Annotated in this window: 30 protein-coding genes; 12 read left to right on the top strand and 18 right to left on the bottom strand. The window is 35.7% G+C overall.

Annotation, left to right across the window (positions count from 1 at the left end; genetic code table 11):
- Positions 1–38: 38 nt before the first annotated feature.
- Together ACGH6P_RS06230 and rraA are read left to right on the top strand one after the other, a co-directional pair.
- Positions 39–935, top strand: coding sequence for a 1,4-dihydroxy-2-naphthoate polyprenyltransferase (locus tag ACGH6P_RS06230; protein ID WP_267349975.1), 897 nt, complete (start codon positions 39–41; stop codon positions 933–935).
- A gap of 89 nt (positions 936–1,024) precedes the next feature.
- Positions 1,025–1,516 (top strand): ribonuclease E activity regulator RraA, encoded by a 492-nt coding sequence (gene rraA, locus ACGH6P_RS06235; protein ID WP_065558104.1) that lies wholly within the window; start codon positions 1,025–1,027, stop codon positions 1,514–1,516.
- Positions 1,517–1,597: 81 nt separating this feature from the next.
- Here rraA and dprA read toward each other — a convergent pair whose 3' ends face one another.
- Positions 1,598–2,701, bottom strand: coding sequence for a DNA-processing protein DprA (dprA, locus tag ACGH6P_RS06240; RefSeq protein WP_411596996.1), 1,104 nt, complete (start codon positions 2,699–2,701; stop codon positions 1,598–1,600).
- Between the two features lie 149 nt (positions 2,702–2,850).
- On the opposite strand from dprA, the gene def reads away from it, so the two are divergent.
- A complete protein-coding gene (def, locus tag ACGH6P_RS06245) occupies positions 2,851–3,363 on the top strand; it encodes a peptide deformylase (RefSeq protein ID WP_267349971.1) in 513 nt (170 codons plus the stop codon).
- A gap of 203 nt (positions 3,364–3,566) precedes the next feature.
- Here the strand turns inward: def and fliR are convergent, their stop codons facing one another.
- The 13 genes from fliR to fliF form a co-directional block, all read right to left on the bottom strand.
- Entirely contained in the window at positions 3,567–4,361 is a 795-nt protein-coding gene (gene fliR / locus ACGH6P_RS06250; protein ID WP_411596997.1) for a flagellar biosynthetic protein FliR, read from the bottom strand.
- A 5-nt stretch (positions 4,362–4,366) separates the two neighbouring features.
- Positions 4,367–4,636: a flagellar biosynthesis protein FliQ gene (gene fliQ, locus ACGH6P_RS06255; RefSeq protein WP_065558107.1), complete on the bottom strand. Its 270-nt coding sequence runs from the start codon at positions 4,634–4,636 to the stop codon at positions 4,367–4,369.
- 37 nt (positions 4,637–4,673) lie between these two features.
- Positions 4,674–5,426 (bottom strand): flagellar type III secretion system pore protein FliP, encoded by a 753-nt coding sequence (fliP, locus tag ACGH6P_RS06260; RefSeq protein ID WP_324101200.1) that lies wholly within the window; start codon positions 5,424–5,426, stop codon positions 4,674–4,676.
- Positions 5,417–5,854 carry a flagellar biosynthetic protein FliO gene (gene fliO, locus ACGH6P_RS06265; RefSeq protein ID WP_411596998.1) on the bottom strand — a complete coding sequence of 146 codons (438 nt, stop codon included), beginning with the start codon at positions 5,852–5,854 and terminating at the stop codon, positions 5,417–5,419. Before fliO ends, fliP begins: the two co-directional genes overlap by 10 nt.
- 20 nt (positions 5,855–5,874) lie before the next feature.
- Positions 5,875–6,255 carry a flagellar motor switch protein FliN gene (fliN, locus tag ACGH6P_RS06270; protein WP_267360979.1) on the bottom strand — a complete coding sequence of 127 codons (381 nt, stop codon included), beginning with the start codon at positions 6,253–6,255 and terminating at the stop codon, positions 5,875–5,877.
- The gene (gene fliM, locus ACGH6P_RS06275; RefSeq protein WP_411597000.1) at positions 6,248–7,285 is read right to left on the bottom strand and encodes a flagellar motor switch protein FliM; all 1,038 of its coding nucleotides are present in this window, start codon (positions 7,283–7,285) and stop codon (positions 6,248–6,250) included. Before fliM ends, fliN begins: the two co-directional genes overlap by 8 nt.
- A gap of 5 nt (positions 7,286–7,290) precedes the next feature.
- Complete coding sequence (locus tag ACGH6P_RS06280) at positions 7,291–7,758, bottom strand: flagellar basal body-associated FliL family protein (RefSeq protein ID WP_267349961.1); 468 nt, start codon at positions 7,756–7,758, stop codon at positions 7,291–7,293.
- A gap of 179 nt (positions 7,759–7,937) precedes the next feature.
- Positions 7,938–9,086 (bottom strand): flagellar hook-length control protein FliK, encoded by a 1,149-nt coding sequence (locus ACGH6P_RS06285; RefSeq protein ID WP_411597001.1) that lies wholly within the window; start codon positions 9,084–9,086, stop codon positions 7,938–7,940.
- On the bottom strand, positions 9,076–9,540 hold the full coding sequence (gene fliJ / locus ACGH6P_RS06290; protein WP_267349957.1) for a flagellar export protein FliJ: 465 nt from the start codon (positions 9,538–9,540) through the stop codon (positions 9,076–9,078). Before fliJ ends, ACGH6P_RS06285 begins: the two co-directional genes overlap by 11 nt.
- 9 nt (positions 9,541–9,549) lie before the next feature.
- Positions 9,550–10,932, bottom strand: coding sequence for a flagellar protein export ATPase FliI (fliI, locus tag ACGH6P_RS06295; protein ID WP_411597055.1), 1,383 nt, complete (start codon positions 10,930–10,932; stop codon positions 9,550–9,552).
- Positions 10,928–11,686 (bottom strand): FliH/SctL family protein, encoded by a 759-nt coding sequence (locus ACGH6P_RS06300; protein ID WP_411597002.1) that lies wholly within the window; start codon positions 11,684–11,686, stop codon positions 10,928–10,930. Before ACGH6P_RS06300 ends, fliI begins: the two co-directional genes overlap by 5 nt.
- Complete coding sequence (fliG, locus tag ACGH6P_RS06305) at positions 11,679–12,677, bottom strand: flagellar motor switch protein FliG (protein WP_220216119.1); 999 nt, start codon at positions 12,675–12,677, stop codon at positions 11,679–11,681. Before fliG ends, ACGH6P_RS06300 begins: the two co-directional genes overlap by 8 nt.
- Entirely contained in the window at positions 12,674–14,416 is a 1,743-nt protein-coding gene (gene fliF / locus ACGH6P_RS06310; RefSeq protein ID WP_411597003.1) for a flagellar basal-body MS-ring/collar protein FliF, read from the bottom strand. Before fliF ends, fliG begins: the two co-directional genes overlap by 4 nt.
- A 178-nt stretch (positions 14,417–14,594) precedes the next feature.
- Here fliF and fliE point away from each other — a divergent pair, with 178 nt between their 5' ends.
- Complete coding sequence (fliE, locus tag ACGH6P_RS06315; RefSeq protein ID WP_411597004.1) at positions 14,595–14,906, top strand: flagellar hook-basal body complex protein FliE; 312 nt, start codon at positions 14,595–14,597, stop codon at positions 14,904–14,906.
- Positions 14,907–14,998: 92 nt separating this feature from the next.
- Here the strand turns inward: fliE and fliT are convergent, their stop codons facing one another.
- The 3 genes from fliT to fliD are packed head-to-tail and all read right to left on the bottom strand — an operon-like array spanning position 14,999 to position 17,187.
- Positions 14,999–15,346, bottom strand: coding sequence for a flagellar protein FliT (fliT, locus tag ACGH6P_RS06320; protein WP_411597006.1), 348 nt, complete (start codon positions 15,344–15,346; stop codon positions 14,999–15,001).
- A 14-nt stretch (positions 15,347–15,360) separates the two neighbouring features.
- The gene (fliS, locus tag ACGH6P_RS06325; protein ID WP_065558120.1) at positions 15,361–15,741 is read right to left on the bottom strand and encodes a flagellar export chaperone FliS; all 381 of its coding nucleotides are present in this window, start codon (positions 15,739–15,741) and stop codon (positions 15,361–15,363) included.
- 12 nt (positions 15,742–15,753) lie between these two features.
- Positions 15,754–17,187 carry a flagellar filament capping protein FliD gene (fliD, locus tag ACGH6P_RS06330; RefSeq protein WP_411597007.1) on the bottom strand — a complete coding sequence of 478 codons (1,434 nt, stop codon included), beginning with the start codon at positions 17,185–17,187 and terminating at the stop codon, positions 15,754–15,756.
- A gap of 333 nt (positions 17,188–17,520) precedes the next feature.
- On the opposite strand from fliD, the gene ACGH6P_RS06335 reads away from it, so the two are divergent.
- The 8 genes from ACGH6P_RS06335 to flgL all read left to right on the top strand — a co-directional run bounded on the left by ACGH6P_RS06335 (position 17,521) and on the right by flgL (position 24,998).
- Positions 17,521–18,333 (top strand): flagellin, encoded by an 813-nt coding sequence (locus ACGH6P_RS06335; RefSeq protein WP_267349944.1) that lies wholly within the window; start codon positions 17,521–17,523, stop codon positions 18,331–18,333.
- Positions 18,334–18,514: 181 nt separating this feature from the next.
- Positions 18,515–19,231, top strand: coding sequence for an RNA polymerase sigma factor FliA (locus tag ACGH6P_RS06340; protein WP_411597008.1), 717 nt, complete (start codon positions 18,515–18,517; stop codon positions 19,229–19,231).
- A 191-nt stretch (positions 19,232–19,422) separates the two neighbouring features.
- Complete coding sequence (gene flhD, locus ACGH6P_RS06345; RefSeq protein ID WP_411597056.1) at positions 19,423–19,743, top strand: flagellar transcriptional regulator FlhD; 321 nt, start codon at positions 19,423–19,425, stop codon at positions 19,741–19,743.
- Positions 19,744–19,756: 13 nt separating this feature from the next.
- Positions 19,757–20,359 (top strand): flagellar transcriptional regulator FlhC, encoded by a 603-nt coding sequence (gene flhC / locus ACGH6P_RS06350; RefSeq protein ID WP_267378508.1) that lies wholly within the window; start codon positions 19,757–19,759, stop codon positions 20,357–20,359.
- Positions 20,360–20,418: 59 nt separating this feature from the next.
- Positions 20,419–21,303: a flagellar motor stator protein MotA gene (gene motA / locus ACGH6P_RS06355; protein WP_065558125.1), complete on the top strand. Its 885-nt coding sequence runs from the start codon at positions 20,419–20,421 to the stop codon at positions 21,301–21,303.
- Positions 21,304–21,305: 2 nt separating this feature from the next.
- Complete coding sequence (gene motB / locus ACGH6P_RS06360) at positions 21,306–22,202, top strand: flagellar motor protein MotB (RefSeq protein WP_267360993.1); 897 nt, start codon at positions 21,306–21,308, stop codon at positions 22,200–22,202.
- Positions 22,203–22,383: 181 nt separating this feature from the next.
- A complete protein-coding gene (flgK, locus tag ACGH6P_RS06365; protein WP_411597010.1) occupies positions 22,384–24,027 on the top strand; it encodes a flagellar hook-associated protein FlgK in 1,644 nt (547 codons plus the stop codon).
- A gap of 14 nt (positions 24,028–24,041) precedes the next feature.
- Positions 24,042–24,998 (top strand): flagellar hook-associated protein FlgL, encoded by a 957-nt coding sequence (gene flgL / locus ACGH6P_RS06370; RefSeq protein WP_267349934.1) that lies wholly within the window; start codon positions 24,042–24,044, stop codon positions 24,996–24,998.
- A 163-nt stretch (positions 24,999–25,161) separates the two neighbouring features.
- Here flgL and flgJ read toward each other — a convergent pair whose 3' ends face one another.
- On the bottom strand, positions 25,162–26,205 hold the full coding sequence (gene flgJ / locus ACGH6P_RS06375; RefSeq protein WP_411597011.1) for a flagellar assembly peptidoglycan hydrolase FlgJ: 1,044 nt from the start codon (positions 26,203–26,205) through the stop codon (positions 25,162–25,164).

The raw sequence follows: 26,205 nt of genomic DNA on the forward strand, positions 1-26,205 counted from the left end.
TTGCTAATGTTTTAGATAGATATCTTGTGTTGTAGTGAATGAAATATTATCCATGGATTATTAGCCTACGCTTAAAAACGTTACCCCTTTCTTTATGTGCGATATTAGTCGGTAATGCGCTGGCTTATTGGCAACAACAATTTGATTATCGGATCATGTTATTATCTATTAGTACTGCATCGTTGTTACAAATTCTGTCAAATTTAGCTAACGATTACGGTGATGCAGTTAAAGGAAGTGATAAATGTAATATAACCGCTCATACTCGTGGTATTCAATTGGGGTTAATCACATTAAAACAGTTAAAAATAGCGTTAATCATCAATATAATTTGTTGTATTTTATCCGGGCTATGTCTATTACACGTTGCTTGCAACAACCGATATGAATTATTCAGTTTTATATTATTAGGCTTGCTATCTATTATTGCTGCTATTACCTATACTATTGGCAACAAGCCTTATGGCTATAGTGGCTTTGGCGATTTATCCGTTTTAATATTTTTTGGGCTAGTTGGTGTAATAGGAAGTTACTACCTGCAAACAAAATCATTATCAAATTTAATTATTCTACCTGCTTTAGGTTGTGGATTGTTGTCAGTGGCCGTACTCAATATTAACAATTTACGTGATATTGATAGCGATCGAAATTGCCATAAGCGTACGTTAGTGGTCTTAATGGGACAAACCAAAGCTCGCTTTTATCATCTATTTCTAATTGTGACTGCATTTATTTTATTGGCACTTTTTGCTAGTCATCAGTTACATACCATTTGGCGGTGGTTATTTTTGATAACGCTACCGCTATTTATTTACCATATTTATGCTGTTTTTCGATTTAAGGTAGCTAAGGATGCTATCCCTTTATTATTACAGATGGTCAAACTTGCATTATTCACTAATTTACTTTATTGTTTGGGAATTATTTTGAACTAGCTCACGTTTATTTAAATTCGGTATCTTGTAACGCTATGTAAGCGTTATACTAGATAAACTAAAATATAAAGGCTAAAGGAGGCTTGGCAATGGAGTTTGATACTTCAATTCTTTGTGATTATTATCCGGAAGATGTTAACGTAGTAGAACCAATTTTCACTAATTTTGGTGGGGTTGCATCATTTTCAGGTCAAGCCGTAACAGTTAAATGTTTTGAAGATAACGGATTATTATACGAAATCTTGCAATCTAATGGTGCAGGTAAAATTCTAGTTATTGATGGCGGAGGATCGGTTCGTCGAGCATTGATTGATGCAGAATTGATTGATATTGCTGTTCAAAATCAATGGGAAGGCATCATTGTTTATGGCGCGGTTCGACAAGTAGATTATCTGGCAGAAGCAGATATTGGTATTCAAGCGTTAGCGGCGATACCCGTAGGTGCAGAAGATCAAGGTATTGGTGAAGTAGACATTAGAGTCAATTTTGGGGGGGTGACCTTCTTTTCTGGTGATTTTGTTTATGCCGATAACACCGGAATTATTTTGTCGGAAATTGCCTTAGAAATCGACGAAGAATAGCTTATAACTTGTGTTCATCCGCTGACCTTAATCGGCGGATGTTTGATGTTAAAAATAGTATGGCTGTAAAATATAACTAAATTAAACCGTAACGTTACGAATATACCCACCTGTTACCGTCTTAATTAAACCAGCAAGCTCCATATCTAACAATTTAATTGTCAAATCAGGAATCGATAAATTTAACTGTTGAGCAATAATATCAACTGGAATAGGTTGATGACGAATTAAAGCAAAAATTTCAGGATATAACATAGTTTCAACGAATTTTACAGATTGCGACGTTAATGGCTTGATAGTTGATAGATAATGAGAATAATGCTCTAAAATATCAGTTGGTTTTGTGACTAAATAGGCTCCTTGCTGAATTAAAGCATGCGTACCACGACTGTTTTCGTTATTAATTTCACCCGGTAAAGCAAATACATCTCGATTTTGTTCTAAGGCATAACGCGCAGTAATCAATGAGCCACTTTTTTCCGAAGCTTCAACCACAAAAGTACCCAGACTTAATCCGCTTATTATCCGGTTTCGTCTTGGAAAATATTCTGTTCTTGCTGCTTCAAAGGGCAAAAATTCAGAAACTAAAGCGCCATTTTGTGCCAAAATATCATGGGCAAGTTTTAAGTTTGATCGCGGTGCTATTTTAGCAAGCCCACTTCCTAAAACGGCTATAGTATCGCCCGATACCTCTAATGCGCCTCGATGACAAATTGCATCTAGTCCCAACGCTAAACCGCTAGTTACTGTTAAACCATTTATTGCCAATTCCCCCGCAAAATAGCGTCCCCATTGTGCACCATATTCACTAAATTGACGGCTACCGACCATGGCAATTTGAGGTGTTTGCAGTAACTGTTTATTCCCCATAACAAAAAGTAATAAAGGCGATGCGCTAATTTGTTTGAGTAGTGGTGGATAATCAGGATCACAATAGGTAATAAGCGTTTTAGACAAACCATCACTATTGAGCCAATCAAGCACAGGTTCAAAATGAAGGTATGAAGTAGCCAAAAAGCGTTCTTGTTGCATTTCATTCAATCCAAGCTTTTCGAGAAAAAATGCAACATTATTGATTGTATTTGGCAATCCATTTTTAAAAAACTGACTCATTTTTTTAAAAATGGCACGTTTTTCTTGTCCCAGCATTGAAATTCGTAATAAGAACTCATATTTACTCATCATTGTTTTATCATTTTATAAAAGTGTGGTTTCGTGAATTGGTGAGATATATTTTATCAATAGTTAACAAATGCTATTCACCAGCATCATAAATGTTTACAATGTATTTAAATCTGAAAAACCTGACAATTGAGGAGTAGATCGAAGAAATTATGGCTATTTTACCGGTATTACGTTTTCCTGATGAGCGATTACGCAAAGTTGCAAAACCAGTGACAGCATTTACACCCGAACTACAAACCATTATAGATAATATGATTGAGACCATGTATGAGCATAATGGTATTGGACTTGCCGCCACTCAAGTTAATGTGCATGAACAAATTATTGTCATTGATGTAACAGAAGATCGCAGTAATGTTTATGTAATCATTAACCCAGAAGTGATTAGCCAAGAGGGGGAGACAGGCATAGAAGAGGGTTGTTTATCCATTCCAGATTGTCGAGGATTTGTACCAAGAGCTGAAAAAATTAAGATTAAAGCGCTCGATCGCAATGGAAACCCTTACCAAATTGATGCCGATGAACTTCTTGCGATATGCATTCAACATGAAATGGATCATTTAAAAGGTAAGCTATTTGTTGACTATCTTTCTCCTTTAAAACGTCAACGAATCGAACAAAAAATGAAAAAAATGGCTCGAGAAGAGCTTAAAAGTAGATAAAAATAATGATAATTTATGTGGTAATTTAACTGAAGATACCGATTCAATTTGTTAAACTACCGCATAAATATTTTTTATTTTAACCAACCGTCAAAAGGTTTCTCTCCGAGAGTTTTATTACTTAGAACGATCTTTCATCTATATAAATTACAATATGCAATAACTGTTTTATCGCTCCTTTTAGGATACTTTGCTTAAATTATTTAACCGGCTAATGCTATTAGCATTGTTGATATATATTCAAATATCTGTTCAAACACAAATTCGGCAAAAGCGGGTAACATCGACATTAAATATGTGAGCATGATTAACCCTAATAATAAGGTTAGGGGATAACCAATAACAAAAATGGATAGTTGAGGAGTCATTCTATTTAATAGCCCTAACGCCATATTGATAATTAACAACAAAGCCATTAAGGGTAATGCTAACATTATCCCATTAATAAATAGTAATCGGCTGATATCAATCAAAGTAAGAACGCCATTTGCTTTTAACGGTAAAGTTGTTATTGGAATGATGTCAAAACTATTGGCTAGTCCATACAATAACCATAAATGACAATCTAAACTAAGAAAAATTAACAAAGCGATGATGTTGATGAAACGTGATAATACCGATGTAGATGGCCCACCAATAGGATCAAAAAACGTAGCCATACCTAGCCCCATTTGCATACCAATTAATTCACCAGCTACTCTCATGGTCATAAAGGCAAGTTGCATAGCAAGACCCATTAATACACCGATGATAACTTGCTGCGCAATCATCCAAATACCCATTAATGAATAGAGTGTTACAGGCTCATCGGTCGGGGGTAATGGTAACAAAAGTGCAATGAGTAAAGCCAAACCAATTTTGACGCGGTTAGGTACTTCTTTTTCGCCAGTAATGGGAGCAACCATTACTAGTGCTAAAATACGTACAAACGGTAAAAACGAGTTTTTAACCCAAGAAAAAAAATCAATATCAAATAGATAATTAATATCAAATTCCATTAAATTTAGCTGGTTAGATTTGGAATGTTGGTAATAACAATTTTAATATAGTCAGTCATTGTCGATAGCATTGATGGCCCTAAAACAATTAAGACGACAATCACCGCTAAAATTTTAGGAATGAAAGATAAGGTCATTTCGTTAATTTGTGTTGCAGCTTGTAATAAACTAATAATCAAGCCGGTCACCAATGCAGCTAAAAGTAAAGGGCCAGCAAGTGAGGCTGCGACTTTGACAGCTTGAATGGCAAGCGTACTAATCGAATCAGGTGACATAATTTTCCTTAATTTAAGAATCTTGAGTTTATGTTTTTCAACTAAAAAAGCTCTGTGCCAGTGAACCTAGTAACAAATGCCAACCATCCGCTAAAACAAACAACATTAATTTGAATGGTAGAGATACGGTTGCAGGTGGTACCATCATCATGCCTAATGCCATTAACGTACTTGCAACAACTAAATCAATGACTAAAAAGGGAATAAAAATCGTAAAACCAATTTGGAAGGCTGTTTTTAATTCACTGACGACAAAGGCAGGTACTAGTACATTCAATGGCACTTGTTCTCGTGTTTCAACTTCGTTGACATGAGACATATTCATAAATAAGGCAAGATCATTTTCCCGTGTTTGGCTTAGCATAAATTCGCGTAATGGTTTTGCAGCTGTTGTTAAGCCTTCTTGCATCGTGATTTGATTTTGTGAATAAGGAATATAAGCATCTTGATAAATTTTATCGATCACCGGTGACATAATAAAAAATGTCATAAATAGTGCAATGCCCAAAATAACTTGGTTGGGTGGGGCTGATTGCGTGCCAAGCGCATTGCGTAATAATCCCAATACAATGATGATTCGGGTAAAACTGGTCATCAAAAGTAAAATAGCAGGTATAAACGTGAGTAACGTTAAAAATACCAATGTTTCAACAGGTAATGACCAACTATGTTCACCATTTTGTATTGTTTCAGTCATAAACGGGAGTGATGAAGGATCGGCAAAACAAAATCGGCTAAAAAACAATAAGCTTAATAATGTCGTTAGCAATATAAAAATTTTTAACCGCACAAGGCATCACTCCTTTTTCGTTTTAACGCTGATTGCAAGATTTGCTTGAACACATTGTTATCAGCTGATTTAGCAACGGGTGTTGATTGTGATAATAATTTTTCGGCACGTTGTTCATCAATGGTATGTAGCAACGTCATATGATGCGAAGTGATACCGACAACCAATAATTGCTTATCCACCTCAACTAACATGATTCGTTCTTTTGGACTAATGCAATGCGTTGCTTTAACATCAATAAATGCATTACGTTTCTTATTATGACCCAGACGTTTAACTATCCAACCTAACAATAGAATCATAAAAATGACACCAATTAGCGCCGTGCCAATTGATGTGCCCATTTGACTGTAAAGATTTAATTCAGATGATGACGATACAGTATTGCTCGTGATAGTGTGGGTACTTGAGGTTGAGATCTTAGTCATATTTTTTAGGTTTATCGCCATTAACGGCTCAGTCTGCGCACACGCTCGGAAGGAGTTATAATATCGGTAATACGGACACCGTAATTATCACCAACAACGACAATTTCGCCTTGAGCAATCAAATAACCATTGATCAAAATATCTAAAGGTTCGCCAGCAAGTCCGTCGAGCGCAATCACTGATCCTTGAGTAAGATTGAGTAAATCTTTGATTGTCATTTTAGTTCGACCAAGTTCGACACTTAAATGAACAGGAATATCTAAAATAAGATTGATATCTTGTTTTTTATCTTCTGTATGATTAGGTGAAAGTGTTTCAAAAATGGCTTCTTTGGCAATAAGTTCATCATTGAGCGTATCATTCGCTTGGTTTTCGTCATTATTTTGTTTGTTATCAGTCATTGAATTCCCCTTCATTCAATTGTTCTAATACAGGATTAATTACTTGTTCTACTTGAATAGCATATTGTTTATGGGTTTTTCCATAGTGACCTTTTAATATAGGTACACCCCCGACAGTAACATCAAGAAGAGTTGGTTTTTCGATTACTAAAATATTATCTACTTTGAGCGCAAGTAGTTTGTCTACTGTTGTTTGAATTGTCGTAAAGTTAGCAACTAACTCGACGGTAGATTGTTTGATGCCACTGGTTAAAGAACTCATCCAAATGTTATCATCTTGATGCGTTTGTTGCTCAATTGGTGGTTTTATTAACAGCTCTTTAATGGGTTCAACCATTGAATAAGGAATACAGATACTGAATGTTGTTTTAGAATTACCAATTTCAACTTTAAAGTTTGATGTTAAAACGACATCATCCGGTGAACTTGTGATATTGGTGAATTTGCTCTGTATTTCTGAACGAATGTATTCAGTTTCAATTGAATATATATCTGTCCAGGCATTTTGATAAAACGTTAACGCTAGTTCGAGTACGCGTTTAATAATTTGCTGTTCGGTATGGGTAAATTCACGTTCTTCTGTATCGAGTTGCGAAGCATGGCCATCACCACCAAATAAAGTATCAACCACGGTATAAATAATCTCAGGCGAAAACGCAAATAAGCTTGAACCTCGCAATGGATTGAGGTGCACAAGATTTAAATGGTTAGCCGCTGAAATCTGTGAAAACTCTTTAAAAGTTTGAGGTTCAATCGGTGAGGCAATGACATCCGTATTTCGTCTTAATAAGTTAAATAAACCTATTCTAAATTGACGAGCAAAGCGCTCATTCACAATTTCTAACGCAGTTAAACGTTCAGGAATAAAACTATGTTTGACAGATAAATCATAAGGTTTAACTTCAATTTTTTTTGATGATATATGATTGTCAGGATCTTTCTTATTTGTTGTCATTGGTTTGTCTTCAGACGGTGGTAAGCTATCAGAAGACTCATTCATATTACGCGTAGGCGCTTGCTTATCCGGCATGATAATCACCGTATGATAAAATCGGTAAACAATACTTCATCAACCTTCACTGAATGTTTAGGATCGTATTGTCTGGATAGAGCGACTTTGATTTGCTCTTGCAAATCAAGTTTACCTGTTTCAAGCTTTAAATTATTGACATATTGTTTAGAGGTTAACAGCAATACATCGCTTCTGACTTCCGGTAAATACTCTAAAAGTACTGATTTTTGTTCTTCGTCAGCAACACGTAATACCATACCAACATAGAGAACTTTGTTAATTTCTGTACTATCTTCTGAAGTTGGTAATGAAATTGTAAACGGTTTTAGTGTTAAAAATACCGGTGATAAAACAGGTGGCTCTTCTTTAGCTTTAATTGTATTTTTAGACTGATTTTGGAACCATAAATAGGCAGTTGTTGCTAATGCTAACATTGTAATGATAATAAGTATTAGGTTTAAAATACTCACTTTTTTCTTGGAAGTTGGCATGTTTATTCTTATCTCAGTTAAAATTTGGAAAAATAATAACCAATTGAATGGTTAAAAATACAAGAATAATAGATCAAGCTGACAGAATTGATTTGAAGAATAGGCGATAAAAATATCACCTATTCAGCCTTTTTATTTGCTCATCATTTAAAAAAATAAATGCAATGCCTTACTCAGCTTTACGCAAATATACTCAACCCCGATTTTGCCAAATGGTGACTAACCTGACTAGGTTGATGAATTTCCTCAATGACATTTGAATGTTCGATTATTGGTGTTTGACGATTCTTTGATTGTTGATATTGCGCCGACTGATCAGCATCGTTCATCATTGAAAAGTCACTAATATCGGCTTGCTCTAGTGTGATACCTTGCTCTTCAAGCGAACTTTTCAAATAGGGTAAGGCAGATTCTAAAACGCTTTTGACTACGGCATGAGCAGCCATCATATGCAAGTTCATTTTATCTTCCAACATATCCAATTTTATATGTAATGAACCTAGCTCTTGAGGATTAAGTTTAATATTCGCCGTTTGAATCCCTTGCCGGTTAAACATGATGATCTGCTCAGTAAGTGATGACGGCCATTGTTGATTTGTGACTGCGACAGGCAAGTTTATCGACGTGGTGATTTTTGCAGGCGTCAACATTACCCCTGTTGGATCTTGTCCATGCGACAATGTGGTTATTGCTGTCTCTTGATTGATAGTCATATCGCTTGTGAACTGCTGTATCGAAACATGACGTTGTTGGTTTTGTAATTCTGCTCTAGCATTATTCAACGGAAAACAATTATTTGCGACGGCTGATAATTGACGATTTGAACTCTTTTTCAAAGTGGCTATTTCAGTGTTATTTAAGTTCGCATTAAAATGATGTGGGTTACTTCCCTTTATTGCCATATTGTTTTGCAATGAAAGTTCATCGATTATTGCTTCACGCTCATCAAGGCTATTAACGGGTAATCGTTGATCGTCATCAGTGATGTCTGATGCGAAAGAATTTAATCTATTGATTGCACTATTAAGATGATATGAAAGATGACTTGCCGGTAATTTGTCACGCATTTCCGATTGAATCATACTGGTATCATAAGGGAAAACAGGGAAGATTAATCCATCAAGACTATTGTTTTGATCATCAAATTCACATCCCTCATAGTCAATTTGATTTAGGTTGTTTGGCTGTTCTGGATGCGATAACGGCTTTTCATTGTCAGCCAATAACTGCTGAAAAAGATTCGCATCATTCACATTAGCTTCCTCATCAAGTTGTTTAGATGGATTCGTTGATATTAATTGCATATCACTATTTAAATTAATATTCATGTAATACTCTCCTTGATAACTGTTGCTGGGCAAATTCATCCGTCATTTTTTGCTGTATTCGATTTTGAAGTTGTAATTGCTTTTTGTGCTGTTTTTCTAATAACGTGGTATAGGTATTCAAACTTTTATTGGATTGATTAAGTTCGTTGGTTATCTGTTGTTGTTTAATCGCTAATGTGAGTAGCAATTTTTTTTGTTGTTCGATACCTTGCTCAATATTGGCTATAAATGCGGTAAAATTAGTTAATTCGCATCCTTTAATACCATTCGATAAAGCGCTATTTAATTGCTGTTGATATTCAGCGTAATAATCATTAAGTACCTTAAGTTGTGATTGTGCTTGTTGATGACTTTCGTTTGCTTTTTTTAATCGAATTAAACTATCATCAATCGATTTTTGTGCTAACTGTTTTAAGGTTAAAAAAGCATGTTGTGTCGAATTTTTATTGTTCATGATACTTCCTTACGATCCCATGGCGTTAGGATCAACAATTGCAACTAGCTGTTGATAGGCTTCTTGATAACTACAATGTTCATTAATCCCTTGCTGTAAAAAGGTTTGCATAGCCGGAAATAGCGTAATTGCTTTATCTAATAAAGGATCAGTACCGGCGACATAAGCACCAACATTGATTAAATCACGATTACGTTGAAAGCTCGAAAACAGTTGTTTGAACAGACGTGATTTTTTCTCATCTTCAGGCGCGGTGAGATCAGTCATAACACGGCTAATGGAGGCTTCTATATCAATAGCTGGATAATGACCCGATTCAGCAAGTGAGCGTGAAAGTACGATGTGCCCGTCTAAAATAGCCCGGGCTGAATCAGCAATCGGATCTTGCTGATCATCCCCCTCGGTTAAAACGGTATAAAATGCGGTAATTGCGCCTTTACCATGATTATCATTACCGGCTCTTTCAACCAGAGCGGGTAATTTAGCAAATACCGAAGGGGGATAACCTTTCGTCGCTGGTGGCTCACCGATAGCTAAGGCAATTTCACGCTGTGCCATTGCATAGCGAGTGAGCGAATCCATAATTAAAAGGACATTTAATCCTTGTTCACGAAAAGATTCCGCAATTTTGGTGGCGTAAGTCGCCCCTTGTAAACGTAATAATGGTGATACATCCGCTGGCGCTGCTACCACGACAGCGCGTGACAGTCCTTCTTCGCCTAAAATATTTTCGATAAAGTCTTTAACTTCTCGTCCCCGTTCGCCGATTAAACCAACGACAATAACATCTGCTTGGGTGTAACGTGCCATCATACCGAGTAACACACTTTTACCGACGCCCGAACCGGCAAATAACCCCATTCGCTGTCCTTGCCCAACGGTGAGTAGAGCATTGATTGCTCTAACCCCTACATCGAGCACTTGATGAATGGGCGTACGTTGTAATGGATTGAGTGTTTTACTCGATAAGCCTTGATACTCGACATTTTCCGGTAAGGGTTTTCCGTCTAACGGTTTTCCCATTGCGTCAACAACTCGCCCCAATAACGTCATACCAACCGGTAATAATTTGTGACTAAAATGGGCTAAATCGTATTGTGCGGTGTACACTCTTGCGCCCAGTAAAATACCGTCAGTGGATTCGAATGGCATTAGGTAAAGTGTATGTGCATTAAACCCTACCACTTCGCATTCAACGGCATCGATATGACCTTGGCACTGTCTTTCAATATAACAGTTGGAGCCTAATGGTAATTTTAATCCGACTGCTTCAAGGACTAGCCCAGACGCTTTTACTAATCGACCATAATGACGAATCAATGATAAATCTTTAAGCTGGTTTGTTGCTTGAAGGAGTTTGGTTGACCATTGACTTGAGTATCGCACGTTAATGGTTCTCGCCTTGTAAGTGATCAGACATCATTTGCCAATGTTGATTAATATTGCTATTCACTTCGTTGGTATCTGTCAATAATTTACATCCGCCTTCTTCAACATTTGCATCAGCAATAAATTGCCATTGGTGTGGATTAATATCATCATTTAACATCGGTTCTAACCAGCGTAAATCAGCAGGGTTAAGGTGTAATACGATTGGATCAGATAACATAGAACATTGTTCAACTAATTGATTAATCGTGTGCATTAATTGCTTTTGTTTAACTTTAGATAGGCTACCAACCGTTTTTTGTGCTGCAACTAATGCCAAATCAAATAATTGAGGCACAATTAATTCGTCAATCTCTTTAATGGATTGCTCAAAATTGTTGATTAAGTGTGTGATAGCTTGAACAGCTTGCTTTTTTTCATCATCAAGTTGTTGTTCAATCTGTTCACGACCTTGCTGTTGACCAACTAAATATCCTTGGTCATACCCAGATTGTTTGCCATTTTCAAAGCCCTCTTTATGACCTTGTTCGAATCCTTCTTGATAGGCTTGTGATTTTGCTTCTTGCTTTAACAGTTCTAACTCTTCTTCACTGATAGAGGGAGCCGGTACAACATCTATGTGTTCTGGCTCAGGCTCACTTTCTACTTCGTCAACCTGAGTAGCCATAGATTGTTGTGTTAATGGTGAAAAGCCTGATGACGATAAATCCTGAAAACAGAGCGGTTCCCAGCTTAATTTATCTGAACTATTACACATATTCGTCGTCACCGCTACTTAAGATAACTTCACCGGTTTCAGCTAAGCGACGCGCAATAACCAAGATTTTCTTCTGCTCCGTTTCCACTTGTGATAAGCGCACCGGTGGTCTGTTTTCAAGATCTTCACGTAAAATAGAGGCTGCGCGTTGTGACATGTTGCTAAGTAACTTATCACGTAATGCAATTGATGCACCTTTTAATGCAATAATGAGCGTCTCGTTATCGACATCTTTAAGTAGACGTTGGATGCTTCTATCATCCACTTCAACCAGATTTTCAAACAAGAACATTTCATCAATAATTTTCTGTGCAAGTTCATTGTCGTAATCGCGTAATGCGTTGATAACCAACTCTTCTTGTTGGCTCTTCATTAAGTTAATGATTTCGGCTGCGGTTCTGATTCCGCCTAAGTTATTAAGTTTAATATTTTGTCCGTGTAATAATGTTGATAATGACGTAGATAATAATCGGAGTGCTGAAGGTTCAACACCACCAAAGGTGGCAATACGTAACATTACATCATTACGTAAATCGTCATCAAATAGATTAAGAATTTCCGCCGCTAAATCTCGGTGTAAATGGACTAAAATAGTGGCAATAATTTGTGGATGTTCTTTTTTAACCAAATCAACAGCTCGAGCAGCATCAACAAAATTAAGCATTTCAAGACCGTCGGTGGCTTCTTCAATATCTTTTCCTAACAGCTCATCGAGTAAACGACCAGCTTTTTCACTACCAATAGATTTTTCTAATACTGAACGTAAGTAGCCATTGGTATCTGTATTAAGTACCGCACACTCTTCCAGTGTTTTTTGGCATTCATTAAGAATACCTTTTAACTGTTCTTGTGAAAGCTGTGGCAAAGACATCATCGCACTACTGATTTGTTGCACCTCTTTAGGATTGAGATATTGCATCACTTGTGCAGCGATTTCTTCACCTAACACCATTAAAACTGTTGCGGCTTTTTGTGATTCATTTAAATTCATTCGTTGCTGTCCTCTTTACTGATCCAGCTGCGAATAATTAACGCCATAACACGTGGATCCTTCTCAACAATTTTACGGATGTACTGCTGTTGTTGCATATTATCTTCAAATATCTTCTGCTGTTGTTTACTGTGCGCTTTGTAATCTAATTTTTCATCAATACTTGTTTGGGTATCTGATGTATTATCTGGCGTACTGAAGTATTGTCGTTGTAACTTCATCCAAACATTACGTAATACTTTGCGCCAAATTATCCACGCAATGAAAATATAGATCAGATATTTAATGCCTGTTTTAGTGTTTTCATAAAATTGGTGAGTTTCCCAAAATGCCAATCCGTCATTTTCATCATCAAGTTGATCACTAAATTTTAAATTAGCTACAGTTAAGGTATCGCCGCGTAAATCTGAATATCCCATTGCTTGACGAGCTAACGCTTCAATATTTTTTAGCTCTTCATTATCCAGTTTGACCCATTGTGGCGTATTGTTGTTGGCTTCATTTGTTTTTTCGTCTGTTTCAGATGTTGCAGACACATTATTCACATCGGAATCTGAATGATTAGCATCTGGATCGACATATTTATAATTGACTAACACGGCAACCGATAAACGTTTGATTCTGCCTTCGGGTATCTTACTGTGAACAACTTGCCGGTTAACTTCGTAATTTAAAGTATTATTTGACTGTAAATTATAGATTTTTTGTTTATCATCTTGTTCTTTTGATTCAGGTTGTTCATCAATTGATGCACTTGCGGTTGGCGCAGGTTGATTAGATAGTGCACCGGGGACGCCGCCTATGCCCGCATTATTACCCACTTGACGATTTTCGATTCGCTGTTTACTGCGAATAGTTTGGTTAGCGATATCACTATTTGGATCAAAGGTTTCCGATGTCGTTTCTTGTCGACTAAAGTCAATATCAGCATTGACTTGTACCATGACATTTTTTTTACCTAAAATCGGAATAATAATTTTTTCCACACGCTCACGAACGCTATTTTCAATGCGTTCACTAAATTCTAAATGAGCAACATTAAATGTTTTATCACGATAATTTTCACCCGTAAGTAAATTACCATGCTGATCGATAATGGTAACTTTATCGGCTTGTAATTCCGGTACACTACTTGAAATAAGGTGAATAATGGCATCAATTTGACGTTGTGATAGACTACGACCGGGTAATAAGGTTAATGCGACAGAAGCTGAAGGAAATTTTCGTTCTCTGACAAATAATGAGGGTTTAGGCATAGCTAAATGCACTCTGGCATCATCAATACTACTAATGATTGAAATTGTTCGGGATAGTTCACCTTCTAAAGCACGTTGATAATTGATCTGCTCGTTAAATTGGCTCATCCCAAAACTTTCTTTATCAAGCAATTCAAAGCCAACGGCGCCCCCTTTTGGTAATCCAAGTTGAGCAATGCGTAAACGCGTATCGTAAACTTTTTCTTCAGGAATTAAGATGGTTGAACCAGATGATGTGAATTTATAAGGAATATTCATCTTATCCAATTGACTAATGATTTCACCGCCATCTTTGTCGCTTACATTACTAAACAAAACCCCATAATCGTCATTTTTCATCCATAAGTAAGTCATACTTAAGATGGCTAATATCACCACGCCGGCAATAAGTAGCAGCATTTTTGGATTTTGTTTTAATTGATTGATAAAAGGTAACTTATTTAATATTGATTCGCCTTTTTTACCGACAGTTTGGCTAGTCATAAATATCCTAATTCTAAACTAATTAGATGAATTCTAGAGTTTATTATCTGTGTATTTAGAAAAATCAATAGCTAAAAAAGAAAAGGATTTTCCCCTTACTTGTGGCATTTAAATTTTTTGTTGTATGGTAAATTGAGGATTAGTTGAGCAATTTAAATAAGATTAAAATTTTAACTACATGAATACTTTAAATAATTTTGACAATAGCGTTCTCTCATCGATAAAAGCCCCCAATCTTCTTGAAAAGAAACAATCAATTTCCAATCAATCCGGTTTTGCCACTGAACTAAAAATGGCGTTGGATTCTATTAGCCAAACGCAAATACAGGCTCAAAATCAAGCAAAAGCGTTTGAACTGGGTGACCCCAATATTGCCTTAAATGAAGTTATGGTGAATATGCAAAAATCGACGGTTTCACTTCAATTTGGTATTCAAGTTCGTAACAAACTTGTTGCGGCTTATCAAGAAATCATGAATATGAATGTTTAAGATGCATTAAACATTCATATAAGTGCAAGATCGTTAATGTCCAGTCATTATTTTCAATCTTGCACTTAGCAAATATTTAATAAATTTATCTGTTAAATTAAGTTAGCGACGTGTTGGTAATTTTCAATTTTACTCTGTTGACGGACTTTTTCTCCGATTAATTCCCCTAATTCAACATGCCGTGTGGTAACTAATTGGCTGATTTGCTGTTGATAACTTAAGATATTTTGAATATACATTCGTACTCTATCTTTACATTGCGTGGGGACGTGTTCGGTAGTTAAGGTACCGTCAAGTTCTATAATATTTTCAGATAATTGTGAGTATTGATTTTGCCAACTCAGTAACGTATTCCAATCTTCCTTATGTGCGCTGATTAACATTTGTTCTGTCACATAATCAAGTTGTTCATAGTGTTTTAATAATGTTGTTCCTTTCATAACCATCTCTTTTTTTATTTTGCAATTTCACGCCAAGATTCAGCAATATTGTTGAGTAGGTCAAAACAGTTTTGTAGCTTATCTTGATCGTTATATAAATTAGCCAGTACTAATTGTTGGCTGATATAGTGATACAAGCGCTCTAAATTTTCGGCAATTTCGCCTCCTTTTTCTAAATCTAAACAGCTTTTTAGTCCGTTATCAACGATATTGATTGCTTTTGATATCGCCATTCCTTTACCTGCTATGTTTCCTTTTTGAATGTATAATTTGGCAAGTTTGATCGCATTTAGTGCGCCATCATAGAGCAATACGATCAATTGATGTGGTGAGGCTTGGCTCACACATGTTTCTAAATTAACTTGCTCATAAGCTTGAGATCCTAATTTATACATTATTGTTAATCCTTATTTTTTCATGTTTGCCATCATTTCGAATTGGGTTGTTAAATAATTACTCATACTGTCTAATGAACTAATTAAAACATCTAATTTAGTAAATTGGACTCGATAGCGTTCGACGGTTTGCTCAATTGAATTGTTCACTTGTTCATATCGTTTATCTAACGATTTCAATGTTGAATTTAATCCTGTGGTGGCTGAATCAATCATGCCTTCACTATCTATAAATCCACTGACTTTATTAAATACTTCATTAGCAATACCGGTGGTCTCACCGTCACCGGTAAATAACGTAGCAACAGCATCACTATTTTCACTTAGCGCTTTTTTTAATTGATTTTCATTGATAGTAAGTGAACCTTTGTTATCCATGTTAACGCCAATTTGGGCAAGAACAGAAAATTCACCTGATTGACCCTTAGTAAAGATTGAACGAATACTTTGATCGATATTACGTAGCGTAGAATCACCAATTAGTGGACCATTATTGTTGCTTAACTCGTCAGAATTGGTCTCTTTAGCAGTAAATTGAGTCAGGCTTGAAATGGTTGATTGTAATTGATTAAATGCCTCAACCCATTCTTTTATTGCCGTTTCTGCTTTTTCATTATCAGCGGTGATAGCTAAATTTTGACTGGTCGTGGTGGTTGCTTTTAAGGTGATATCAACACCTTCAATCACTTCTTTAATGGTATTTGAAGCACTTGTTATAGCAACACCATTAAATGTTAATTTAGCATCTTGCGCTTTAGCAACTTCTACCATATTACTTGTGTCGGGTTGCTGATGATTAAATCCAATAATCTTATTGAGTTTTTCATCGTCCGACGAAATTGACGTAATGGCTTGTTGTTCACCGGTTTCTTTCGATGTGATAACTAATTGATAACTATCTGAACCACTGCGAACAATCGCTGCACTCATGGTTGAATGACTAGTTGTCCCATCTTCATTAACCACTTTGGCATTATTAATGGCGTTGGCAATGGATTCTAATGATGTTTCGTCCTTAGACAGGTTAACTTCAAGTTTTTGACCATTAGCTTGTTCAATGGTAATGGTTCTTGTTTCATTGTCATTACCTAAATTAGTATTCTTATCATTAATGGCTGATGTTGCAATACTGTGTGAAGTCGCCAACTGATCAACAGTCACCGCATAATTACCCAATGCCGCTTTATTATTGACTGTTGTGGTAAAATAATTGTCATTACCTGCTGATGCTCGACTATAAAAAAGTTCTTTTTTTTGGAGTTTTTCAGTCGCAGAATTAAACGAGCTCAACGCATTTTTTAACTTACCGAAGCCACTGATTTTGGCATTAATCGCTTTTTGTTGAGCGGTGATCGGGGTTAAACGTGTTTTTTCAACGGATTCTAATTGACTTAATACTTCATTAAGATCGATACCAGAACCAATCCCTAAAATGCTCATTGCCATAATTTTTTGCCCTTATTTAATCACTATTTATCAACCATAACTTATCTAGCTGTTATATCGGCTTTTGGCATAAAAAGTTTAGAAGAAATTTGTGATTGATTGCTGGTTTTAAAAAAATTAAAAAATAAAATATCTTTCTTATTGATTTAATAAACTGAATTATCGAAAGATATTTTAACTATGGGGTTTACTTTTAGTTTGATAACACAACAAAAAATAAAAATTATTAAAGTTTCCTATTTTGCTACCGATAAGTTAATTATCAGCAAATATATTGGACATCTTGCTTCAATATGCCGTTGATTTGACTAATCATATTAAGGAGATAAAAAAATGGCACAAGTAATTAATACTAATACTATGTCTTTAATGGCAAAAAATAACCTGAATAATTCACAAAGCGTTCTAGGTACAGCAATTGAACGTTTATCATCTGGTATGCGTATTAACAGCGCAAAAGATGATGCGGCAGGTCAAGCTATTGCTAACCGTTTTTCATCAAATATTCGTGGTTTAACTCAAGCTGCTCGTAATGCTAATGATGGTATTTCACTTGCACAAACTACTGAAGGTGCATTAAACGAAATCAATAACAACGTACAACGTATTCGTGAGTTAACTGTTCAAGCTGCAAATGGTACTAACTCTCAAAGCGATTTAGTATCAATCCAAAACGAAATCGATCAACGTTTACAAGAGATCGACCGTGTTTCTAAACAAACTGATTTCAATGGTTCAAAAGTATTATCAGAAGATAAAACCCTTAAAATTCAAGTAGGTGCAAACGATGGTGAAACCATTGAAATCAATTTGAAAAAAATCGACAGTACTGAGCTTGGTTTAGCGGGTTTCAATGTTTCTGATAAACCAACTGCCGATCCATTAAAAACCCTTGATGCAGCGCTATCTAACATTGATGCATTACGAGGTCAATTAGGTGCGGTGCAAAACCGTTTTGAATCAACTGTAACTAACATCAACAACACAGTAAACAATTTAAGTTCTGCACGTAGCCGAATTGAAGATGCGGATTATGCAACTGAAGTTTCAAACATGACTCGTGGTCAAATCTTACAACAAGCAGGTACTTCAGTTTTAGCACAAGCAAATCAGGTGCCACAATCTGTACTTTCTTTATTACAGTAAGAGTTAAATCTATCTGATATTCTACTCAATTGAATTGTACAACATAGTAATAACGGTATTTTTGATATCGTTATTACTAATAATCATAATTACCTCTTTTTTATATCTTTATTCATCACATTAAATCTACTTGTTAACGACATAATAGTATTAAGCATATTTTTAACCTTGGCTCCTAAAAATGGATGATAGCTTATATAACTCGCAAGGCATAATTAATCAAGTCGACTGGCAACAGTATATCCATTTAGTTCGTAATGAAGCATTAAAATTAGCCGTTCGTCTGCCTATCACAATTGAACTCGATGATTTACTGCAAGTTGGTTACATCGGCCTGTTAGATACGATAAAGCGTTATGATGTATCTCAAGGCTATACGTTTGCCACTTTTGCTATACCGAGAATAAAAGGGGCAATGTTAGATGAACTCCGTAGTCGGGACTGGCTACCAAGACAAACTCGGAAAAAGATTAAAGATATTACTCAAGCCATTAATCAACTGGAACAGAAACTCGGTACCACGCCGAATGATCACCAAATTGCAGAATATTTGCAATTATCGATTTCTGAATATCGTAAAGCGTTGTTGGATTCAAATTGTAGTCAAATCTGTTCTTATGACGAAATGCAGAAAAAATTAGGGGATAACATCGATGCTATTGTCGATCATGGTGAAGATAGTGATCCTTTTTCGACTATTATCAATGACGAAATTCGTGACCAAATCGCTCGACAAATTGATAAGTTACCCGAAAAAGAAAAGATGATTTTAGCCCTGTATTACCAAGAGGAACTGAATTTAAAAGAGATTGGAAAAGTCATGGATATTAGTGAGTCACGAGTCAGTCAACTACATAGTCAAGCGATAAAAAGAATACAAAGTAAAGTGAAACCATAGAAAAATAAAAATAAACTGCGTAAAACAAAGCGTAATTAAACGAAAATAAATTGAAATGATTTTTTTATTGACCTTTCTCGTTTAAAAATGTAATTTTATGTGTAAAAAAACAGTTAATAATAAATTTTGATTGTTTTTTGTTTTTTTACTGCGAAATAAAATAAATAGGATTGGTGATTAAATTGGGTAATATACTAGAAGACGATATTCTTAAATGTATACATCATTTAAATCTTTCAACATTATTGTTATGCCAACGAATGCTTGAAAAAGACAAAGAGATGGCGATGTTTAGATTAGGTATTGATGAAGAAACTGCTGACGCAATAAGTAATTTAACTACATCACAAATGTTAGTGTTATCTGAAACAAATCAATTAACATTTCAATTACGATTTGAAAATTCAGAAATGATTAAAAAACTGACTGAAGATTCTCGGATTAGCGATATTAAACAGATGCATACAGGGATTCTTTTATCTAGTTTACTGTTAGATTCAATCAATAAGTAGGTAGGTAATTAAGATGAGATGTACAAGTATCGTTCAATCATATAAAGAAGTCCAACTCGCTATTCGTTTAATTTCACTCGGTGCCAGAATTCAAATGCTTGAAAGTGAAACAAATCTTAGTCGTGGTAAGTTGATAAAATTGTATAAAGAAATTCAAGGTTGCCCGCCACCGAAAGGATTGTTACCGTTTTCAACAACGTGGTTTATGACATGGGAACCGAATATCCACTCAAGTATTTTTTATAATGCTTATCATTTTTTAGTGAAACATGGCACCAAACCCGGAATACAATCGATTTTAAAAGCTTATCAGCTTTATCTTGAACAATGTCCGGCTCATAACGAAGAACCAGTATTAGGATTAACTCGAGCTTGGATATTAGTTAAATTTGTTGAAAGTAAAGTGATGCAACAATCATGCTGTAAAGAGTGTAAGGGGCGTTTTATCACGCATGCATACCAACCACACAACAGTTTTGTTTGTAGCTTATGTCAACCACCATCACGGGCAGAAAAAAATCATAAGACACATCAAGAAAATCAGGCTAAATGTTTGCAAGTGCTATCTGTCGCTCATGGTTTTAATTCAGAGGTTGCAAAGCAGTTAGCAAGTTAAATAAATATTAGGAATATCAGTCCTATTTACTGTTATTTTATGGAGAAAGAAGAAAGCCAATGCTAATCATTATAGGATATATTGTTGTTATTGCCTCTGCTTTATTAGGTTATGTACTTAGTGGTGGTTATTTAGCAGTACTTTTTCAGCCATTAGAATTTTTGATTATTGGTGGTACGGCTATCGGCGCTTTTATTGTCAGTAATGAAAAAAAAGTGATCAAAAAAACGCTCAAAGCATTAGGGCAGTTATTTAAATCATCCAAATACAATAAAGCATTATATTTAACGCTAATTAATTTAATGTACACCATTTTAACTAAAATCCGTCAAAGTGGCGCACTATCGATAGAAGGAGATATTGATAATCCACATGAAAGTGAATTGTTTAAGCAATATCCGCTTATTTTAGCCAATCCTCGAATTTTAGATTTTATCACTGATTACTTGCGTCTGATGATTAGTGGCAATATGGATGTTTATGAAATCGAAGCCCTAATGAGTGAAGAAATTGAAACTTATGAACATGAACTCGAAAAACCGGTTAGTGCGATTTCAAGTATTGGTGATGGCTTACCAGCTTTCGGTATTGTTGCTGCCGTTATGGGGGTCATTAACACTCTAGCTCAAGCCGATAGACCAGCAAGTGAACTGGGTGAACTGATTGCACATGCGATGGTAGGAACGTTTTTAGGTATTTTATTGGCTTATGGTTTTGTTTCGCCTTTAGCTGCATTGTTAAAGCAACGAAATTCAGACACGGTCAAAACTCTTGAATGTACCAAAGTGATATTGATCGCCAGTATGCATGATTATGCGCCACAAATTTGCATTGAATTTGGTCGCAAAATGATATTTTCTGATGAACGACCATCTTTCTTTGAATTGGAAAAATATATTCAAGACGTGAAAGATAAAAATGCCAACTCAACCGAAAATAATTAACAATGAAAGATAACTCAATAAGAATTATTACTCGCAAAAAGTCAGGGCATGGAGAAGGGCATCATGGTGGTTCGTGGAAAATCGCTTATGCTGACTTTATGACCGCCATGATGGCGCTGTTTTTAGTTATGTGGTTAATCGCAAAATCAACACCGCAGGAACTACAAGGAATTGCTGAATATTTTAGAACACCGTTACTTATGGGGCAAAATGGCGGTCAAAATATCAGTGATAGTGAAAGCCCGATACCTGGCGGTGGTGATGATGTTACTCAGCAACTGGGTGAAGAAAAAAACGATATTGCCAATCAACAACAACAAAGCGAATTTGAAAAAAAACAACTCGAAAAGATCCAGTTGATTGAAACAGCACGCAAAATTTTTGAAATGTTTGAACTCGATCCTCGTCTAAAAAAATTAGCACCTAATTTAATTATTGAACTCACTGAAATGGGGTTACGTATTCAAATTCTGGCATCAGATGATAAACCGATGTTCAATGTAGGCAGTGCGGTTATACATCCTGATATGCAAAGCATTTTGCATGCCTTAGCACCTATTTTAAATTCATTACCTAATAAAATAACCTTATCGGGTCATACCGATGAACGTCAATATGTCACTGGTGATAGAGGTTATAGTAATTGGGAGTTATCAGCTGACCGAGCCAATTCATCAAGACGAGAACTTATTGCAGGTGGATTAGATAAAAATAAAATTATTCGTATTGTTGCGCTTGCTGATACCGTGGGATTAAACAATCCACATTATAGTAAAGATGCCAATCGACGAATCAGTATTTTAATTTTAAATAAATCGGCACAACAATATATTGAGGATGAAAACAATATGACTGGCATTGATTTTTTAAAACAGGCTAAGCCAGTTAAACAAAATTAATCCTATCGTTATATTATGACAGGCATGAATCAAAAAAAATCTGCTGAATTGAAAATAAAAAAATAAAAATTCAAAAAAAATAGCAAAAATGATTAAAGCTTTAATGAATTGTGCCGATATAAAAATTAAGTTTACAAATAATCATGATGTTATTAACTAAGTTATATTAAGGAGTTTTTTAATGGCAAATTCATTGATGAATACTGGAATTAGTGGATTAAATGCAGCGCAAAATATGCTTAATGTAATTAGCAATAATATCAGTAATGCCCACACCGCAGGCTATAATCGCCAACAACAGATATTAACGCAGGCAAATGGTACTCATCATCATTTTGGTTTTGTCGGTAATGGGGTTTCAGTGACAGCGGTAAATCGTGCATTTAACCAATTTGTTGTTGGGCAATTGCGACAATCGCAATCACAAAATGGATCGATTAAATCATATTATAATGAATTATCAAAAGTTGATAATCTTTTAGCTGAAAATGAAAACAGCATTTCATCGCAAATTAATAATCTTTTTTCTAGCTTAAATAAGCTTACGTCAAATGCGGGTGATGCCTCGACAAAACAATCGGTTATCAGTAATTTGACGTCGTTGGTTGGACAATTTAATAAAACCGAAAATAATCTTAAAAATCAAATTGCCAATATCAATACTGAATTAACGAATAATGTCGCTCAGGTTAATACTTATTTAGAGCAAATTGCCGAATTAAATCAAAAAATTTCAAAATTACAGGCCGTGAGTGGTGGTAATGAACCTAATGCCTTGCTTGATCAGCGTGATCAGCTGGTCAATGAATTGAGCGAAATTATAGGAATTACCGTGACGGAGCAAAATGGACAATATAATCTGTCGTTAGCTAACGGTTTAAGTTTAGTGCAGGGATCGTCGGTGAACTTACTATCTGTTCAACCGTCACAACAAGATCCTGCAATAAATACAATTGTTTACACGCATAATTCTGGTGCGACTCAAGAACTGACAAGTCAAAATATCGCATCAGGCCGATTAAATGGATTATTAACTTTTCGTGATGGACCACTTTCTCAAGCTCGCAACCAATTGGGCTTAATTGCACTTAATTTAGCTGAGCGTTTCAATGAAGTACATATGTCTGGCGTGGATATCAATGGTCATGCCGGTGAAAAAATGTTTGATTACCGTCAACCAAGTAGTATCACCAATGCTAAAAATCAAGGTAATGCTGCCGCTAAAATCAATTTTGATTCAGTCACCGAAGTTAAAGCCTCGGATTATAAAATTGAATTTAATGGTACTGATTGGGTTGTGACAAGACTGTCTGATCATCAAACTATTACCCCTCAAATTGAAGATGGCAAACTAATGTTTGATGGTTTATCAATTGAAATAACGGGTAATGCGGTGAAAGGTGACTCGTTTTTAATTAAACCTGTTGCTGATATCGCATCGTCATTAGCGTTGTTAGTGACAGATGTGAACAAATTGGCAACCGGAATTAATGATGAAGAAAACGGTGCGGGTGATAACCGCAATGTGAGCAAATTATTAGACATACAAAATGAAAAATTAATTAACGGTACCACGACCTTAAACAGCGCTTATACCACGTTAGTTAACTATATTGGTAGTGAAACTCAAACCGCTAAAATTTCGGCACAATCAAGCCAAAATATAACGCAGCAGATTGACGAACAAAATCAATCAATATCGGGCGTAAATATTGAAGAAGAGTATATCTCTATGCAAGTTTATATGCAGTATTATCAAGCAAATGCTAAAGTTATTGATGCTGCAACAACGCTATTTGACACTATTTTAGGTTTAGCGAAGTGATAAAAGGATAAAAAATGCGTGTAAGTACCAATTCAATGTATCAAAAAAATTTAAATAGTATTTTAAATACCAACAATAAATGGCAAAAATCGGGATTACATTTAGCAACGGGTAAAAAGATTTTATCGCCTTCTGATGATCCGATGGGCGCATCACAATCATTAATATTAAAACAAGCGCAATCTCGAAACGACCAATTTCAAGCCGCACGTGAAAGTACCGATAAGTCACTTAGTCGTCAAGATACTATCTTAAAAGAGGTCAATACTGTCATACAAAGTATTCAAGAAACATTGGTTTATGCCGGTAATGAAACGTTAAACGATGAAAACCGACGTGATTTGGCAAATAAATTACAAGGTTTAAAAGATCAGCTTGTCGCTTTAGCCAATTCAAAAGACACTAACGGCAATTATCTGTTTGCCGGTAATAAAAATGATACGCCCCCTTTTGTGGTTAGTGAATCTGGCGAAGTGAGTTATGTCGGTGGTACCACCACAATTAATATTTTTATTGATGATTCACGCGAAGTCCCACTCAGTTTTACCGGTCTTGAAGCCTTTATGACAGGCTCTACCGTTAAGTTGCCAGACGGATCGCCAGCAGAAAGTAATCTATTTGCAAGTATCGATTATGCGCTTGACGCATTAAAGCTCGATTTAGATGACAACAATGAAGATACCATTAAGCAATATCGAGAAGGCTTATCTAAAGCAAGTTGTGGTGTTGATAACTCATTTGATAATGTTTCGACCCTTAGAGCAAAAGGCGGAACAGTATTACAAGAAGTCGAAAGATTAACAACACTGGGTAAAACGCTAGATATTGAGTTTGAAACGCAAATTAGCCAACTTGAAGATGTAGATTGGTACGATGCCATTTCAGAATACGTTATGCTTCAAGCTAACTTACAAGCAGCACAGTATACTTTTATGAGTATGCAAAGCATGTCACTGTTTCAAATGAAATAGTCGAGTGAAAACAGATAATAGTATTCATTTCTACTCATTATAACTAGAATATATATCCAACACGTTTAGGAGGCTTAAGCCTCCTTTTTTATGTCTATTTTTTAATGAGCCAAAGCCAAAAATCAGACATTAGAATTGAAGTGTTTTACTGGCAAAAACAGAATTAATTAAACGCTATTTTTCTGAAACCTGAAACGATCGTTATCGGATTTTGTTGAGCAATTTGTTCTATACGCGCAATAATTTGTATGAGTTTGTCACTGTAGTTGGGATCGGTTGCGTATTTGGCTGCTTGTAATGCTTTGGCGGCGGTTCTTGCATCGGGTGCTTTGACCACCGCTTGATAGCGAGGGCTTTTGGTTAATAGATTGATATAGTCAGTTAATGCATGTTGTTTACTGGTATAGACTTTGAAATTATCTTGAATTTTTATCATTCGGTCATTGATAAATTCTTGTGTTGTTAAGCGGGTCGCATTACCTTGCCATGTCGGCGTGGCTTTGATACCAAAGTAGTTATGGCTTGATTGGTTATCTGCGGTTTTAATCAGTTTTTGTCCCCAACCTGTTTCTAGTGCAGCTTGCGCTATGATAACTTCGTAAGGTATACCTGAACTTTTAGAAGCTTGTTGAGCAGGAATAAGCCATTCTTTGACAAATGCGGTTATATGATCTTGATTTGCCTTATCGGCAGGTTTTAACGATGTGATTTCAGATGCATTTATTTTTGAAGCATTATCGATTTTATGGCTATGATAAAGCATTTGTCCTAATGCTTCAGGCGTAACAGTCGCTGATGCGTTGCTAAATAAAGATTGTGCAAGTTTAAGGTTAGGTTGTTGCGACGATTTTTGGGGTTGAATAGGAATAGTGCCCGACGACGATACATTGGGTGACAAAGGTTTGCCATGCGTGAGTTGCTTGGTAATGATATTAGCAAGCCCCAACCCTTTACCTGCTGCTTGCTGAGCAATTTGCTGATCAAACATCGAGGTAAAGAGTTGTGTTGCAGGTTGATTGAATAATCCACTGTCCGGCACTGCTTTACGCATTGATTGCATCATCATATTAATAAATAGCGTTTCAAATTGTTCAGCAACTTGTTTAATACTTTGGTTAGTCCCTTTTGCCACATCGCGCTTTAATTGATTTAGTCCATTTACATCATAGGCAAAGCGGTGAACAGATTGATTAATCAGATTATTCAT

Origin of the sequence: Gilliamella sp. CG25 (genome assembly GCF_046635705.1) — a bacterium.
In the GTDB taxonomy this organism is placed as follows: Bacteria; Pseudomonadota; Gammaproteobacteria; order Enterobacterales; family Orbaceae; genus Gilliamella; species Gilliamella apicola_I.